This window comes from Mycobacteroides saopaulense (assembly GCF_001456355.1).
Taxonomy (GTDB): Bacteria; Actinomycetota; Actinomycetes; order Mycobacteriales; family Mycobacteriaceae; genus Mycobacterium; species Mycobacterium saopaulense.
On the sequence record NZ_CP010271.1, the window covers coordinates 1,787,315 to 1,802,837 of the forward strand.

Consider the following 15,523-nt stretch of genomic DNA (forward strand, 5'->3'; position numbering starts at 1 on the left):
GCCGTGTCGACCCTGACCGCTCCCTTCGCCAGAATCTTCCGCTCCGAGAAGAGCGCCGACACCAAGACCCCGGCCAAGGCCGCCAAGAAGTCCTCCGATACGAAGGGCGACGGGTTGGTCGCCCGCACTCGTCTGGGCGCCTGGCTGAACCGCCCGATGACGTCGTTCCATCTGATCGTCGCGGTCGCGGCGTTGCTGACTACCCTCGGCCTGATCATGGTGCTGTCCGCGTCGGGCGTCGAGTCCTATGACGTCGACGGATCGGCCTGGACCGTCTTCGGCAAGCAGGTGCTGTGGGTCTGCGTCGGCTTGGTGGGTTTCTACATCGCCTTGCGCACCCCGATCCGGGTGATGCGCAAGTACTCGTTCCCCGCGTTCGTCTTCACCATCGTGCTGATCACCCTGGTGCTGGTGCCCGGAATCGGCACGTACTCCAATGGTTCTCGTGGTTGGTTCGTCTACGGCGGTATGTCGATGCAGCCCTCGGAGCTCACCAAGATCGCCTTTGCGATCTGGGGTGCACATCTGCTGGCCTCGCGCCGCATGGAGAAGGCGACGCTGCGCGAGATGCTGGTGCCGCTGGTGCCGGCCGCGCTCCTGGCGCTGATCCTGATCGTCATCCAGCCCGACCTCGGGCAGACGGTCTCCCTGAGCATCATCTTGCTGGCTTTGCTGTGGTACGCCGGTCTACCGCTGAAGGTCTTCCTCAGCTCGGTGGTCGCCGCCGTATTGGCCGCGGCCATTCTGGCCGTTTCGGCCGGGTATCGCTCGGACCGGGTGAAGGCGTGGCTGGATCCGTCCGCGGACCCACAGGCGACCGGCTATCAGTCCCGGCAGGCGCGATTCGCGCTGGCACAGGGTGGCTTCTTCGGCCAGGGGCTGGGGCAGGGTTCGGCCAAATGGCACTACCTACCCAACGCCCACAACGACTTCATCTTCGCGATCATCGGCGAGGAGCTCGGTTTTGTCGGCTGCCTCGGGGTGCTCGCCCTGTTCGGAGTCTTCGCATACACCGCCATGCGCATCGCCAAGCGCAGTGCCGATCCGTTCCTGCGGATGCTGACCGCGACCGCCGGTATGTGGGTCATCGGGCAGTCCTTCATCAACATCGGATACGTGATCGGTCTGCTGCCGGTGACCGGTATCCAGCTTCCCCTCATCTCCTCGGGTGGAACTGCCACGGCCACGGCCCTTTTCATGATCGGTCTGATCGCGAATGCGGCACGCCATGAACCCGAGGCTGTCGCCGCGCTGCGTGCGGGGACCGGGGACCGGATGAACAGGCTGCTACGGCTCCCCGCTCCGGAGCCGTACGTGCCGCCCCGCATCGACAGCGCGCGTGATCGGCTCCGCGCCAAGTCGGCCGCACAAAGCGCCGCGGCGGCCAAACCGCAGCCCGAGCGCAAGCGGCAGCCGGAGCCCGCGCAGGCGCCCAAGCGCAAGCCACGTGCACGCACCGAGAGCGACGCAGGGCATCATAGGCAGGTACAGCAGGTGCGCAGGGCCTCGGGCACGCGCGCGAGCGGCCGGTCCCGTGAGCAATCCCGGGCCGGGAGTTCACGGGCCCGAACCCATCGATAGTCGCTGAACATGTGATTGCCGCCAGACCGAAAGGATGCTCCCGGAGTGAGTGACGAACTTCGGCCGCTTTCGGTGGTACTGGCCGGTGGCGGTACTGCGGGACACGTCGAGCCCGCCATGGCGGTCGCCGACGCGCTGCGCGAGATCGACCCGTCGGTGCGGATCACCGCACTCGGTACCGAGCGCGGGCTGGAAACCCGGCTGGTGCCCGATCGCGGCTATGACCTGGAGCTGATCGTTCCGGTGCCCCTGCCGCGGCGTCTGACCGGCGACCTGATGCGGCTGCCGTTGCGGGTGCGCCGGGCGGTTCGGCAGACACGGGCGGTGTTCGACAACGTGGACGCCGACGTGGTGATCGGTTTCGGCGGATACGTCGCCCTGCCCGCCTATCTGGCCGCTCGCCGCGGGCCGTTGCGTCGCTCCCGTGTCCCGGTGGTCATCCACGAGGCGAATGCCCGTGCAGGCCTTGCCAACCGAGTTGGGGCCCGCCGCGCGCAGCGCGTGCTGTCGGCGGTCTCGGACTCCGGCTTGCGTCACGCGGAAGTGGTCGGTGTCCCGGTTCGCGGGTCTATCACCTCACTGGATCGGGCCGCCCTGCGGCAGGAGGCGCGCGCCCATTACGGCTTTGACGACGACGCCGTGGTGTTGTTGGTATTCGGAGGTTCCCAGGGGGCGGTATCCCTGAACAACGCCGTCTCAGCCGCCGCGAACGACCTTGCCGCTGCAGGCGTTTCGGTGTTACATGCACACGGGCCGAAGAACACGGTCGAGCTGCCCGAGCGCGCCCCGGGTGCCCCGAGGTATGTGGCCCTGCCGTACCTGGACCGCATGGACCTGGCGTATGCCGCTGCGGATATCGCGGTGTGCCGATCCGGCGCGATGACCGTCGCCGAGGTCTCGGCGGTTGGGTTGCCTGCCATCTACGTACCCCTGCCCATCGGTAACGGTGAACAGCGGCTCAACGCGTTGCCGGTCGTCGACGCCGGCGGTGGTGTCATTGTCGCGGATCGCGAACTCACCCCGGAAACATTGGCGCACATGGTGATCGAGATAGTGTCCGATTCCGGCAGGCTCGCGGAGATGACATCGGCCGCAGCGCTGTCCGGGCATCCGGATGCCGCACGGCAGGTCGCCCAGGTGGCGCTGGACGTCGCCCGCGAGCAGCGGTCTCAGGGACGGGGAGCACGGCGATGAACGTTGGTCCACTGCCGGAGCACCTGCGTCGTGTGCACATGGTGGGCATCGGTGGCGCCGGAATGTCCGGTATCGCCAGGATTCTGCTTGACAGGGGAGCGCAGGTATCGGGCTCCGATGCCAAGGAGTCCCGTGGGGTGTTGGCACTGCGCGCCCGCGGCGCCCTCGTCAACGTCGGACATGACGGTGGCGCCCTGGACCTGCTGCCCGGTGGTCCCACGGTGGTCGTCACCACCCATGCCGCCATACCCAAGACGAATCCCGAACTGGTGGAAGCGAACCGGCGGGGGATACCGGTGCTGCTGCGTCCGGTGGTGCTGGCGGACCTGATGGCCGGATATCGCACGCTGATGGTGACCGGAACACACGGCAAGACCAGCACCACCTCCATGCTCATCGTGGCACTGCAGCATTGCGAATACGATCCGTCCTTCGCCGTCGGCGGTGAGCTCAACGAGGCCGGTACCAACGCCCACCATGGCAGTGGGAATGTGTTCGTGGCCGAGGCGGACGAGAGCGATGGCTCTCTGCTGCAATACCGGCCCGACCTGATCATCGTCACGAACATCGAGGCCGACCACCTGGACCATTTCGGCAGCGTCGAGGCGTACACCGCGGTGTTCGATGAGTTCGCCGAAACTCTTGGGCCCGAGGGAGTCCTGGTGGTGTGCCTGGACGACCCGGGTGCTGCCGCGTTGGCGCGCCGGGCACACGAGCGCGGAATCCTGGTACGTGGATACGGCAGCGTCGAGCAGGCTGAGGCCGGGGATGTCCCCGTGGCGGGGTGGCTGCGGGATTGGCAGTTCAAGGACACCGGAGCCACCGCCCAGATCCAGCTGACAGGGGAGACCACACCGCGGACCATGCGGCTGGCGGTGCCCGGTCGGCACATGGCCCTGAATGCCTTGGCCGCGGTGGTGGCGGCCAAGGAGATCGGGGCATCCGTCGATGACGTGCTCGACGGGTTGGCCGGATTCGAGGGTGTGCGCCGCCGATTCGAGCTGGTCGGGTCGGTCGAGTCGGTGCGGGTGTTCGATGACTACGCACATCACCCCACCGAGGTGCGCACGGTGCTGCAGGCGGTCTCCGGGATCGTCGCGCAGCAGGGACACGGCCGTTCCGTCGTGGTTTTTCAGCCTCACTTGTATTCCCGCACAGCAGCTTTCGCGACAGAGTTTGCCGAGGCGCTGAGCATCGCCGATCTGGTGTTCGTGCTCGACGTCTACGGGGCGCGGGAAGCACCGCTGCCCGGTGTCAGCGGTGCGCTGATCGCCGAACAGATCTCCACGGTTCCGGTGCATTACCTGCCCGATCTGTCGACGGTGGCCGACAAGGTCGCCGCAGCCACCGCACCCGGCGACCTGGTGATCACCATGGGCGCGGGCGATGTCACGTTGCAGGGCAAGGAGATCGTGCGCGCACTGCGCGCTCGCGCCAATGACTGGCCACCACCCAGGAACGGCCAATGAGCAAGCCGGACGGGACTTCCGAAGGTCCGTCCGAGGACGCGGTGGATGCGGTGGATGCGGATCAGGTGTCCATCGAGGCCGACGAGATCAGCGAGGAATCCGCCGCTGCGCCGGTCGAGGAGGGCGATGTCACCGCGGACGACGCCGAGGGGCCGCGCATGCGGGCCCGGCGCGAGCGGATGGAGCGCCGGGAGGCCCAGCGCCGCGCGATCGCCCTGGAGCAGGCTCGTCGTGAGGCGAAGGCGGCGGCCAAGGGCAAGTACGTCGACCAGGGCAAGGGGGCCGGCCGCGGCAAGGTCCAGGGTCTGCAGACTCTGCTCTTGGCGGTTCTTCTCGCGCTGATCGCGGTGGGTCTCGGGGCGATTCTGTATTTCACGCCGCTGATGTCGGTACGCCAGACCGTGGTGACCGGCACCGGAGTGGTCACCCAAGAAGATGTCCTTGGCGCACTGAACATCCCGAAGGGCACCAGACTGCTGCAGATCGACACCGCCGCCGCCGCGGACCGGGTGGCGAGCATCCGTAGGGTGGCCAGCGCCCGCGTGCAATGCGAGTACCCGTCGACGTTGCGCGTCACGATCGTCGAACGGGTTCCCGTCGCGGCCTGGACCGGCGGCGACGGGACGCACCTGATAGACCGTGACGGGGTGGATTTCGGCACCGAACCGCCGCCGCCGGGCATCCCGGCGCTGGATGTGGTGGCTCCCGGCCCGCAGGACCCGACCACCAAGGCGGCGCTGCAGGTGCTCACCTCGCTGGCACCCGACCTGGCGCGGCAGGTCGCCAAGATCGCGGCGCCGTCGGTGTCGTCGATCACGCTGACGCTCGACGACGGGCGCACCATCGTGTGGGGGACCACCGAGCGGACCGCGGAAAAGGCCGAAAAGCTCGGTGCGTTGCTCACGCAGCCCGGCCGCAACTACGACGTCTCCAGCCCGGATCTGCCCACCGTCAAGTAGGGCGCTCTGCCGCCCAGGGGTTCTGGAAATAGCCACGCGAAAATCCCGGCATCTTTCGGCGCGCCTCCCGAGCGTGGTTAACCGCGCCCCCTACCGTTCTGTTTCAGCGGGACAACCTGACATAACTCTAAGCCTGAGGTAGAGGTTGAGAGTTTGCAGAGGGTTCCAGATCTGACAGACCACGGCAGCAACCAGGGAGGAAGGCGACCATGACGCCTCCACACAACTACCTCGCGGTGATCAAGGTCGTCGGCATCGGTGGCGGCGGTGTCAACGCCGTCAACCGCATGATCGAGCACGGCCTCAAGGGGGTCGAGTTCATCGCGATCAACACCGACGCGCAAGCGCTGTTGATGAGCGATGCTGACGTCAAGCTCGACGTCGGCCGCGATTCGACCCGCGGCCTGGGCGCCGGTGCGGACCCCGATGTGGGCCGCAAGGCTGCCGAGGACGCCAAGGACGAGATCGAGGAGCTGCTCAAGGGCGCCGACATGGTCTTCGTCACCGCAGGTGAAGGTGGTGGCACGGGTACCGGCGGCGCACCGGTGGTGGCCAGTATCGCCCGCAAGCTCGGCGCGCTGACCATCGGCGTGGTCACCCGGCCGTTCTCGTTCGAGGGAAAGCGCCGCAGCGGTCAGGCCGAGCTGGGTATCGGCTCGCTGCGTGAAAGCTGCGACACCCTCATCGTCATCCCCAACGACCGTCTGCTGCAGATGGGTGACGCCGCGGTATCGCTCATGGACGCGTTCCGCAGCGCCGACGAGGTGCTGCTCAACGGTGTTCAGGGCATCACCGATCTCATCACCACGCCGGGTCTGATCAACGTCGACTTCGCCGACGTCAAGAGCGTCATGTCGGGTGCCGGCAGCGCCCTGATGGGCATCGGGTCATCGCGGGGCGATGGCCGCGCGCTCAAAGCCGCCGAGACCGCCATCAATTCACCGCTGCTCGAGGCCTCCATGGAGGGTGCTCAGGGCGTGCTGATGTCGATCGCCGGTGGCAGCGACCTGGGGCTGTTCGAGATCAACGAGGCGGCCTCGCTGGTGCAGGAGTCGGCGCACCCGGAAGCGAACATCATCTTCGGAACCGTCATCGACGATTCCTTGGGCGACGAGGTGCGGGTCACCGTCATCGCCGCCGGTTTCGACGCCGGTGGTCCGAGTCGCAAGCCGATTACCCCGGGTGGTGCCGCGGCGCCCGGGACGGTCGCCCCCGGTAAGGCAGGTGAGGTGAACGGCTCGCGCACCAACGGCACCAGCATCTTCGACACCATCGACGCGCAGAGCCTGCCCAGGGATACCAACGGGTCGACGGTGACGCTCGGCGGCGGCGACGAGGACGATGTCGACGTGCCACCCTTCATGCGGCGATGAGCGCTTGCGCGAAGAGCCTCCAACGAGGCTAGGGACTCCTTCTTACTCATGGGTTTTCGAGTTCGACGCGTTACCACCACCCGTCGCGGTGGAGTGTCTCGTGCGCCGTTTGACAGCTTCAATCTCGGCGATCATGTCGGCGACGATCCGGATGCGGTGGCGGCCAACCGGTCCCGGCTCGCCGGTGCCCTGGGGGTGCCCGACGATCATCTGATCTGGATGCAACAGGTTCACGGTGACCACGTGCACCGGGTCGAGGGGCCCGGTACCTCCGTCATTCCGGAGACCGACGCGCTGGTGACCAGTGAACCGGGTATCGCGCTGGCAGTGCTGACCGCCGATTGTGTGCCGGTGCTCTTCGCCGACGCGGCCGCGGGTGTGGTGGCGGGTGCTCATGCCGGACGAGTGGGCGCCAAACTCGGCATCGTGCCGCGGACCATCGAGGCGATGGTCGCCGCTGGGGCGCAGGTGGAACGCATCTCGGCCTTTCTGGGGCCGGCGGTGAGCGGCAGCCACTACGAGGTGCCCGCTGAGATGGCCGCCGATGTGGAGCAGGCATTGCCGGGCAGCCGTACCACCACGTCCACCGGAACTCCCGGTCTGGATCTGCGCGCCGGAATCGCCCGGCAGCTTTCCGGATTGGGTGTGACGGCAATCGATATCGACCCGCGGTGCACGGTGGAGGACACCGATTTGTTCAGTTATCGCCGGGAGCCGCGCACCGGTCGACTGGCGTCGGTGATCTGGCTCAGCTGATGACGCGTGCCGAGGAATTGAGTGCGGCATTGTCCTCAGTGCGGGAACGGATCCGTGCCGCCGCGGCCGCTGCCGATCGGGACCCGGAACACATCCAATTGCTGCCGGTCACCAAGTTCTTTCCGGCCGGCGATGTCGAGGAGCTGTACCGGTTGGGGTGTCGCGCGTTCGGGGAATCCAGGGACCAGGAGGCGGCGGCGAAGGTGGCAGAGGTCGGTCACGGCGACATTCAGTGGCACATGGTGGGAAATCTGCAGCGCAACAAGGCGAAATCGGTTGCCCACTGGGCTCATTCGGTGCATTCGGTGGACAACGCGCGGTTGGTGTCTGCGTTGGACAGGGCGCGCGGGGCAGGGGAGAGGTCGGAGCCGTTGCAGGTGTTCCTGCAGGTCAGCCTGGACGGCGACACCGCACGGGGCGGGCTGCCCGTCACGGATACCGACGGGGTCGACGAGCTGTGCGCACAGGTTGTCGCCAGCGAGCATCTCGAGCTTGCCGGTCTGATGGCTCTGCCTCCTCGAGAGGCCGATCCCGACCAGGCGTTTCGTCGGCTCCAGCAAGAACACGAACGCGTTCGGCAGCGCTATCCGCAGGCCGATCGCTTATCGGCGGGAATGTCCAACGACCTGGAGACCGCCATTAAATATGGGTCCACTTGTGTGCGTGTCGGAACGGCGTTGATGGGGCAACGACCGCTAACGTCACGGTAGATCGTCACTCCAGTCACATTTGCAACACAGCTGTAGAGACCGAGCGAACAACTGAACGCCATTTAGCCCAAGTACGGAAGGTCACGCGATGAGCACGCTGCACAAGGTCAAGGCCTACTTCGGCATGGCTCCCATGGACGACTACGACGACGAGTACTACGACGATGTCGACGCCCCCGCGCCCCGTCGCGCGCCCGTCGAGGATCGCCGTTACCCGCGTCGTGGCGATCGGTTCGCCGACGATGCCGACTACGGCTACGACGAGCCCGGCTACCGTCCGGGTGCCCCGAGCGGTTACGCGGACGAGGACCGCTTCCGCGCTCCCCGTGAATTCGACCGTCCGGCACCGCGTTTGGGTTCGCTGCGAGGCAGTGCCCCGACTCGTGGGGCGCTGGCCATGGATCCGCGCCGTGCCGCGATTTTCGAGGAGGGCAGCCCGCTGTCGAAGATCACCACGCTGCGTCCCAAGGACTACAGCGAGGCCCGCACCATCGGTGAGCGCTTTCGGGACGGCACCCCGGTGATCATGGACCTGGTGTCGATGGACAACGCCGACGCCAAGCGCGTCGTGGATTTCGCCGCCGGACTCGCATTCGCGCTGCGCGGTTCGTTCGACAAGGTGGCGACCAAGGTCTTCCTGCTATCTCCGGCCGATATCGACGTCAGCGCCGAGGAGCGCCGTCGGATCGCCGAGAGTGGTTTCTACTCCTACCAGTAAGTCTCCCTGTCGAATCGGTGCAAGGTGCGCTCAGCGCGCTCCTTGCACCGATTCGTGTTTAGTGGCACGGCTTGGCCGGCCTCGGATCGTGCGGATCGTCGGGGTCCGGGTCTCCGAACCAGCGTGACGGTTCGTGTGCCCCGTATGTGTCATGCCAGTCCCACCATTCATATGCGGGGGACTGTGGATAGCCCTGCGGCGAGTCTTCCCACGTCTCCTGACGGCCCAGCGCCGTCATGTCGAGGAATGTCCAGGTGTTGTTGAAGGCCTCGTCCCCGCGGTTGTTGATGAAGTAGGTGCGAAACACGCGGTCGCCTTCGCGGATGAACGCGTTGGTTCCGTGCCAGTCTTCGACACCGAAATCCCGGTCGAAGGTGCTCTCGGGAACCATGGTGTACCAAGGGATCTGCCACCCCATGCGGGTCTTGATGCGTTCCAGATCGGCCTGGGATCCGCGCGAGACGTAGACCAGGGTGGTGTCGCGGGCATTCAGATGAGCCAGATTGCCGATGTGGTCGGCCATCAGCGAGCAGCCGATGCATCCGTGTTCGGGCCAATCGCCCGTGCCGGGATCGATGAAGGCGCGGTACACGATGAGCTGGCGCCGGCCCTGGAACAGGTCGAGCAGGCTCACCGCGCCCTCGGGGCCCTCGAAACGGTACGAGCTGTCTACCTCGGTCCAGGGCATGCGTCGGCGCTTGGCGGCCAAGGCGTCGCGAGCTCGGGTGAATGCCTTCTCCTCGGCGAGCATCTGCTGATGGGCGTGTTCCCATTCTTGTGCCGGCACGATGGCGGGTGTCTTCATGACTATCTCCTATTCGGCCTTCTCGGTGTTCTGCAGGCTCTCGGCGATCTGCTTGATGCGTGCCAGCCGTCGATCCCATGCGGCACCCACCGCGGTGAGCTGCTCGGCGATGCGTGCGACCTGCTCTGCATTGGCGCGGTACTGCTTCTCTCGGCCGTTGGCGGTGGCGTGGACCAGGCCGGCCTTGTCGAGAACTGCGAGATGTTTGGTCACGGCCTGGCGGGTGACCGGAAGACGGTCGCTCAGCGTGGTCGCGGTCGCCATACCGTCACTGAGGATGAGATCGAAGACCCGACGCCGCGTCGGGTCGCCGACCGCCGCCCACAGGTCGTCGTCGATGACGGCCGTCATGATCGGCCCGCCAGCTCCAGAGCACAGGGAGCCAGCCGGGGCAGGTGCTGTGCCCAACCCTCCTCGTGGGCCTCGTACTGCTCGGCGACCTCCGACTCCGTCCGGCCCTGGTCCCGAAAGCCGACCTCGGTCATCCGCACGCGTGTGCCCGTGCCCGACGGTGTCAGGTCAAAAGTGACCAGTAGCGAATTTTCAGGATTCGCCGTGTGCCCCTCCGGATAACACCAACGGAACGAGAACCGCCGCGGCGGATCCACGTCGACGAGCGTGAGCCCGAAGACGTGGATCTGGTCTGGCTCCTCGCCGTGGAAGGAGATCTCACCCCGCGTCCCGGGGGTCGGGGCGAACTCGGCCTCGTCGGGCCACCACTGCCTCATATGCTCCGGGCGGCTGATGACGGAGAAAACCACCTCTGGCGTCGCGTCGACATGAAGCTCTCGCTCGATCCGTTCGTATGACATGTCTCTCCTTACTCGCAACGATCGGTTGCGTATGACGCTAGTCCCGAATCGAACAATATGCAACCACTAGTTGCCAATCAGGGGCCCTGCGGCGCGGTCCAGGGGATTTGTTGTGCGGCAGGCGGTCCGGCGGGCCCTGCCGGTAGGCTGGGGGCGCTGTTGTAAGAAGCCCGCGCGTGGTTGTTCACGCTTGGCCGGTGAGGGGTCCGTTGGCGCTGTTCTTTGAGATCATTGGCTACGCGCTTTTGCTCTTCTGTTTGCTGCTGTTCGCGCGCATAGTGATCGAGACCATTCAGTCCATTAGCCGTGATTGGCATCCGCGGGGTGCCACGGTGGTGATTCTGGAGCTCATCTTCACCATCACCGACCCGCCGGTGCGGTTATTGCGTCGTCTCATTCCGCCGCTGTCCCTTGGTGCGGTGCGATTCGACCTATCCATTACTTTGCTGCTTTTGGTCGGATTCTTTGGCATGCGGGTGGCGTTCCTGATGGCGGCTGGCTAAGCCCGTAGCGACGCAGAATTTCGGTATTCAACTCACATCGATCTGGATACGAATACGCGTCATATCCAAAGCCTCAGAGTATTTTTATGCACGTCAGAGGGATACTTAACAAGCTCTGCTGCGACCGGCGGGTCTGATGTGACAGGATGGACGCCAGTTACAGTGAGACCGCATGTTCGCTTTACACTGCAATACGATTCCAGACGTCGAGACTTGATAGGGGCAGGCAATGCCGCTTACACCAGCTGATGTACACAACGTCGCGTTCAGTAAGCCACCCATCGGTAAGCGTGGATACAACGAGGACGAAGTTGATGCGTTCCTCGACTTGGTGGAGAACGAGCTGGCCCGCCTGATCGAGGAGAACTCGGATCTGCGTCAGCGGGTTCAGGAGCTGGACCAGGAGCTGGCCGAGGCCCGCAAGGGCGGCGGCGCGGCCCCCGCCTACGAGGCCCCCAAGCCCGAGAAGAAGCCCGAGCCCGCTAAGCCGGAGCCGACACCGGCACCCGTGGTGGCGGCTGCTCCGGCCGGTGCGTCGACCGAGGAACACCACGTGCGCGCGGCCAAGATCCTGGGCCTGGCACAGGACACCGCGGACCGTCTCACCGGGAACGCCAAGTCCGAGTCGGAAAAGATGCTCGCCGATGCTCGCGCAAATGCGGACCAGATTGTCAGCGAGGCACGCGCCACCGCCGACAAGACGGTCACCGAGGCACGGACCAAGGCCGAGGCGCTACTCTCGGATGCCCAGACCCGTTCCGAGACCCAGCTGCGCCAGGCGCAGGAGAAGGCCGATGCCCTGCAATCCGATGCCGAGCGCAAGCACTCGGAGATCATGGGCACCATCAACCAGCAGCGCACGGTGCTGGAGGGGCGTCTGGAGCAGTTGCGTACATTCGAGCGTGAGTACCGCACCCGGCTCAAGACCTACCTCGAGTCTCAGCTCGAGGAGCTTGGCCAGCGCGGTTCCGCCGCGCCCGTCGATGCGGGGGCTTCGAACGAAAACGCATCCAAGGAAGCCGGTTTCGGCCAGTTCAACCGTGGGAACAACTACTGATTTAGATCGGTCTATGCTCGCGGCACGTATGAGGAGTGATTCGCGATGCTGATCGTCGCATTGGTACTGGCCGCCGTCGGTCTGGCGTCCCTGGTGGCCGCAGTCGTCACCAGTAACGAGGTTCTTGCCTTCATCTGTATCGCCGCGGCAGCCGTCGGCGTGGTGCTCATGATCGTCGATGCCATCCGCGACCGGCATGCCGGTGCTCTGGAATCTGATGAGGAATCCGGGGAGGACGGCGGCGAACTCGACGAAGAGCACTCCGACGAGGAGGCCGACTCCGCCGCTGTGGCCGAGGATGGCGCGGAAGCCATTGAGCCAGAAGCTGATCCGGCCGAGACCTCGGTGATTCCGGCGGTGCGCGAGAGCGCCACCCCTGCAGCCGGCGCGGTGAGCCTCAAGGAGGCTGCCACCGCCGCTCACCATCATTCGTCCGCTGAAGAGACCTACGAGCAGTTCGACGTGGACGACGAGGACGAGGACGAGCCGCACCGCTCGTGACGGGACCTTGTCGGATGTCGCGTGGTGCAATCGTGGGCCTGGCCGCCGCCACGACGCTCACCTTGTCGGCATGCCACGGCGCGGGCCCGGCCGTGAGCGGCCATTCCGACGCGGTGGCCACCATCGTTCTGGTGACGGCCCAGACGACCGTTCCGCCCCTGTCGACGCCCAGTACGCTCGGCGAGGAGCCGGACGGAGGCGCATTGTCCGCGCCGGTCAGTCCGTTCGACACCTCCTCGTTGGCGGTCATCAGGCTGGACCCGCCGCTCCTGCGAGCGGTCCAGGACGCCGCGACCAGCGCCTCGGCCGACGGGGTGGCACTCGTGATCACGTCCGGCTGGCGTTCGAGGGCATTTCAGCAGCAGCTGCTCGATGATGCGGTACAGACATACGGCAGCCTTGCGGTGGCCCGACAATGGGTGGCCACTCCGGATGAATCGCATCATGTGTCGGGCAAGGCCGTCGACATAGGTCCCGCCTCGGCCTACGGCTGGATGCTGGCGCACAGCACTCAATTCGGTCTGTGTCAGGTCTTCGCCAACGAGAAGTGGCACTACGAGCTGACTGCGGATGCCGAAGGGCAGTGTCCGCCGCTGCGGACTAACGCGGCAGGTTAGTCGGACTTGCTTTACTTCTGACCTGCTGCGGCCTTGGCGAGCTGACCAGAGATGGATTCCATTGCCTGGGTGAGGTTTTGGAAGGGAATTTCGGGGTCGTGTTCGTGGTAGATCGCCGCGATGATGATCGGCAAGGTGACCATCGCTTCAGGATATTTCGTGACATCGATGAGGGCAGTCGCGTCCTCGACGGGGATGCCCTGGTCGTAGAGGCGGTTCGCTTGCTCGTGCAAATCCGACCAGAACGCGATGCCGCGATCGACGGCCGCGTCGATCTCGGGGCCGACGAGCACCGGACCATGCCCGGGTACAACGGTTTTGGCGCCGAAGGCGCGGATGCGCTCCAACGCGGCGATCCAGTTGGGGATCGAACCCGACCAGACGACCTTCACGATGGCGCGGGTCAGCAAGTCGCCGGAGAAGAGCACCTTGTGTTCGGGCAGGAAGGCGATCGCGTCTCCGACGGTGTGGGCCGGACCGAGCTCATGTAACTCGACGTCGAGCTTGCCCACCCGAAGCGCCCTCTCGCCCGAGAACGTGGCGTCCGCGGGCCGAACGCGTACTTCATCGAAGCGGAAGGGCTTGGCCAGTGGAGCCAACACGTGCATAGGTGAAGACGGGTCGGCGCTGCCGCCCAGCAGCTCGGCGGTCAGGTCGGCGTGCTCCTGCACCATGAGCGCACTGGCGGCTTCCGTGGCGATGATCTCGACATCGTTGGCGAATGCCTGATTACCGAAGAAGTGGTCGCCATCGGTGTGCGTGTTGAGCACATATCGCACCGGGGCGGTGGCCGTGTGCTGCCCGAACGCGGCACGCATCTCCCGTGCGTGCCGCACATCGTAAAGGGTGTCCACGACCAGTGATTCGCCATCGCTGACCACCAGACCCGCGTTGGCCAGCCCGAAGCCCTCATCGCCGGAGAGGAAAACGTGTGCGCCTCCGCCGAGTTCGACGAGTCCCTTCTGGAACGCGAAATCCTGCGTCATGTCAGTTCTGCCCTTCTTCTGAACGCAACGTGTTCGTGGCGGTCGTGAGGATGTCTTTCGTCTCGCCCTCACCTTCGGCAGTGATGCCCAGCGTCTTGAGGAAGAGTGCTGTCATCACGTAATGCCCAGTGAGCAGTACGATTTCGGCGATTTCGTTGTCTGAGTAGAACTTCTGGACCGCGGCGGTGCCCGCGGGCGCGTTGGTGATCCCGGCAAGAAGGTCGTCGACGAAACCGATCAGTGCGTCGAGGCGCTCGTCGCCGAAAGAATCTGCCCCAGACACCACCGCGTCGATCACCTCGGCCGGCACTCCGACGCGCTGCGCCTCGGGGGCATGGTGGTGGATCTCGTACTGGGCGTGCGTAACCGCGCCGACACGCAAGATGACCAACTCTCTGGTCTCCGGAGCCAGCCCGCCGTCTCTGAAGGAGAGCCCCAATGCGAGATAGGGCTTGGCGCTGTTCCTCGTCATCACCAGGCCTCGGGTCAGATTGGCCGGGAACAGATCGAATGCTTCCCGTTGCGTGGGGCTCAAATCGGCCACCGTCGGCAGAACGACGCTCATGAGTTTCCTTCCTGGGGCAGGGCCGGGCGGCGCCAGCGATACCATAAGAAACGATCCGTATCTTGCTTGATTCGATGATAGCACGCGTAAGATACGCAACGTGTCTACTGGAGACTTGAGGGAAAGCGTGGAAGCACCGCAGGTGGAGGCGGGTACGCGGCGGCGCGACGAAGCGCTGATGTCGGCAATCCGCGACGCGACATACGCGGAGCTGAAGGAACACGGCTACTCGGGGGTCACTTTCGAGGGTGTGGCCCGTCGTGCCAAGACCAGCAAGCCGGTGCTGTACCGCCGCTACCGATCTCGTGCGCACATGGTCGCCGACGCGCTGCCGACGCTGCGATACCCACCCGCGCGGCTCGCATCGGCCACTTCCTTGCGTGAAGACGTGCTGGCACTGTTGGGGGCCTTGCTCCGGGAGCTGCAGCGCATCGGGATTGGTAACTACCGCTGCCTATTGGCTGAGGCCGACGACCAGTTGGCCGACGACATGACGACGGCAATCGCCGGATGGGTCGACCACACCGTGCTGCAGGCCTTGTGCGAGGCGCGCGAGCGCGGTGAGATCGGCCCGGAAGACATTCCGCTGCCTGTGGCGACGAGCATCCTTGCGCTCATGCGCCACGAGCTGTTCTTCACCCGCAAGCCGTTTGACGACGACACGCTTGCGGAGCTGTTCGACACCGTCTATCTACCGTTGATCAATCTGACGTCGCGTGGCGGCTAGAAAGCGGAACTCGGCATGGCTGTGAGTGCCGGCGGATCGTGTGTGTCCGAGGGGGGACTTGAACCCCCACGCCCGTTAATAGGGCACTAGCACCTCAAGCTAGCGCGTCTGCCATTCCGCCACTCGGACAAGTGCGGGCACTATGGCCCGTGGTTGCCGTCATAGGCTAGCGGAAACCCTGCACAAGGCC

18 protein-coding genes and 1 tRNA gene are annotated in these 15,523 nt (G+C 65.5%); 13 read left to right on the plus strand and 6 right to left on the minus strand.

Translation table 11 applies throughout. The features are described from left to right. The first annotated feature begins 3 nt into the window (after positions 1 to 3). The 8 genes from ftsW (at position 4) to MYCSP_RS08990 (ending at position 8,760) form a co-directional block, all read left to right on the plus strand. Positions 4 to 1,581, plus strand: coding sequence for a putative lipid II flippase FtsW (gene ftsW / locus MYCSP_RS08955; RefSeq protein WP_083013698.1), 1,578 nt, complete (start codon positions 4 to 6; stop codon positions 1,579 to 1,581). A 45-nt stretch (positions 1,582 to 1,626) separates the two neighbouring features. Continuing rightward, positions 1,627 to 2,775, plus strand: coding sequence for an undecaprenyldiphospho-muramoylpentapeptide beta-N-acetylglucosaminyltransferase (murG, locus tag MYCSP_RS08960; RefSeq protein ID WP_088413637.1), 1,149 nt, complete (start codon positions 1,627 to 1,629; stop codon positions 2,773 to 2,775). After that, on the plus strand, positions 2,772 to 4,244 hold the full coding sequence (gene murC, locus MYCSP_RS08965; protein WP_070910943.1) for a UDP-N-acetylmuramate--L-alanine ligase: 1,473 nt from the start codon (positions 2,772 to 2,774) through the stop codon (positions 4,242 to 4,244). Before murG ends, murC begins: the two co-directional genes overlap by 4 nt. Beyond that, positions 4,241 to 5,203, plus strand: a complete 963-nt coding sequence (locus MYCSP_RS08970; RefSeq protein WP_083013700.1) for a cell division protein FtsQ/DivIB — start codon at positions 4,241 to 4,243, stop codon at positions 5,201 to 5,203. Before murC ends, MYCSP_RS08970 begins: the two co-directional genes overlap by 4 nt. 209 nt (positions 5,204 to 5,412) lie before the next feature. Continuing rightward, entirely contained in the window at positions 5,413 to 6,576 is a 1,164-nt protein-coding gene (ftsZ, locus tag MYCSP_RS08975) for a cell division protein FtsZ (RefSeq protein WP_070910941.1), read from the plus strand. Between the two features lie 48 nt (positions 6,577 to 6,624). Further along, on the plus strand, positions 6,625 to 7,332 hold the full coding sequence (gene pgeF, locus MYCSP_RS08980) for a peptidoglycan editing factor PgeF (protein WP_083013702.1): 708 nt from the start codon (positions 6,625 to 6,627) through the stop codon (positions 7,330 to 7,332). Continuing rightward, positions 7,332 to 8,042, plus strand: a complete 711-nt coding sequence (locus tag MYCSP_RS08985) for a YggS family pyridoxal phosphate-dependent enzyme (RefSeq protein WP_083013703.1) — start codon at positions 7,332 to 7,334, stop codon at positions 8,040 to 8,042. The genes pgeF and MYCSP_RS08985 overlap by 1 nt, the downstream gene beginning before the upstream one ends. A gap of 88 nt (positions 8,043 to 8,130) precedes the next feature. After that, entirely contained in the window at positions 8,131 to 8,760 is a 630-nt protein-coding gene (locus tag MYCSP_RS08990; RefSeq protein WP_083013704.1) for a cell division protein SepF, read from the plus strand. A 58-nt stretch (positions 8,761 to 8,818) separates the two neighbouring features. On the opposite strand, the gene MYCSP_RS08995 is transcribed toward MYCSP_RS08990, so the two are convergent. The 3 genes from MYCSP_RS08995 to MYCSP_RS09005 are packed head-to-tail and all read right to left on the minus strand — an operon-like array spanning position 8,819 to position 10,377. Beyond that, positions 8,819 to 9,565: a DUF899 domain-containing protein gene (locus MYCSP_RS08995; protein WP_083013705.1), complete on the minus strand. Its 747-nt coding sequence runs from the start codon at positions 9,563 to 9,565 to the stop codon at positions 8,819 to 8,821. A gap of 9 nt (positions 9,566 to 9,574) precedes the next feature. Further along, a complete protein-coding gene (locus MYCSP_RS09000; RefSeq protein ID WP_070910936.1) occupies positions 9,575 to 9,916 on the minus strand; it encodes an ArsR/SmtB family transcription factor in 342 nt (113 codons plus the stop codon). After that, positions 9,913 to 10,377, minus strand: a complete 465-nt coding sequence (locus tag MYCSP_RS09005) for an SRPBCC family protein (protein WP_083013706.1) — start codon at positions 10,375 to 10,377, stop codon at positions 9,913 to 9,915. Before MYCSP_RS09005 ends, MYCSP_RS09000 begins: the two co-directional genes overlap by 4 nt. A 209-nt stretch (positions 10,378 to 10,586) precedes the next feature. Here MYCSP_RS09005 and MYCSP_RS09010 point away from each other — a divergent pair, with 209 nt between their 5' ends. The 4 genes from MYCSP_RS09010 to MYCSP_RS09025 all read left to right on the plus strand — a co-directional run bounded on the left by MYCSP_RS09010 (position 10,587) and on the right by MYCSP_RS09025 (position 13,055). After that, the gene (locus MYCSP_RS09010) at positions 10,587 to 10,880 is read left to right on the plus strand and encodes a YggT family protein (RefSeq protein ID WP_070911436.1); all 294 of its coding nucleotides are present in this window, start codon (positions 10,587 to 10,589) and stop codon (positions 10,878 to 10,880) included. 229 nt (positions 10,881 to 11,109) lie between these two features. Beyond that, positions 11,110 to 11,937 carry a DivIVA-like cell division protein Wag31 gene (wag31, locus tag MYCSP_RS09015; RefSeq protein WP_070910934.1) on the plus strand — a complete coding sequence of 276 codons (828 nt, stop codon included), beginning with the start codon at positions 11,110 to 11,112 and terminating at the stop codon, positions 11,935 to 11,937. A gap of 45 nt (positions 11,938 to 11,982) precedes the next feature. Beyond that, the gene (locus MYCSP_RS09020; RefSeq protein ID WP_088413638.1) at positions 11,983 to 12,438 is read left to right on the plus strand and encodes a hypothetical protein; all 456 of its coding nucleotides are present in this window, start codon (positions 11,983 to 11,985) and stop codon (positions 12,436 to 12,438) included. Positions 12,439 to 12,452: 14 nt separating this feature from the next. Next, entirely contained in the window at positions 12,453 to 13,055 is a 603-nt protein-coding gene (locus MYCSP_RS09025) for a M15 family metallopeptidase (RefSeq protein WP_088413639.1), read from the plus strand. An 11-nt stretch (positions 13,056 to 13,066) separates the two neighbouring features. Here the strand turns inward: MYCSP_RS09025 and MYCSP_RS09030 are convergent, their stop codons facing one another. Both MYCSP_RS09030 and MYCSP_RS09035 read right to left on the minus strand, forming a co-directional pair. After that, entirely contained in the window at positions 13,067 to 14,041 is a 975-nt protein-coding gene (locus MYCSP_RS09030) for an MBL fold metallo-hydrolase (protein ID WP_088413640.1), read from the minus strand. Position 14,042: 1 nt separating this feature from the next. Further along, positions 14,043 to 14,606: a carboxymuconolactone decarboxylase family protein gene (locus MYCSP_RS09035; protein ID WP_083013711.1), complete on the minus strand. Its 564-nt coding sequence runs from the start codon at positions 14,604 to 14,606 to the stop codon at positions 14,043 to 14,045. Positions 14,607 to 14,784: 178 nt separating this feature from the next. On the opposite strand from MYCSP_RS09035, the gene MYCSP_RS09040 reads away from it, so the two are divergent. Beyond that, complete coding sequence (locus MYCSP_RS09040; protein ID WP_407661693.1) at positions 14,785 to 15,333, plus strand: TetR/AcrR family transcriptional regulator; 549 nt, start codon at positions 14,785 to 14,787, stop codon at positions 15,331 to 15,333. A gap of 43 nt (positions 15,334 to 15,376) precedes the next feature. Here MYCSP_RS09040 and MYCSP_RS09045 read toward each other — a convergent pair. Beyond that, positions 15,377 to 15,462, minus strand: a tRNA-Leu gene (locus MYCSP_RS09045). Positions 15,463 to 15,523: the final 61 nt, after the last annotated feature.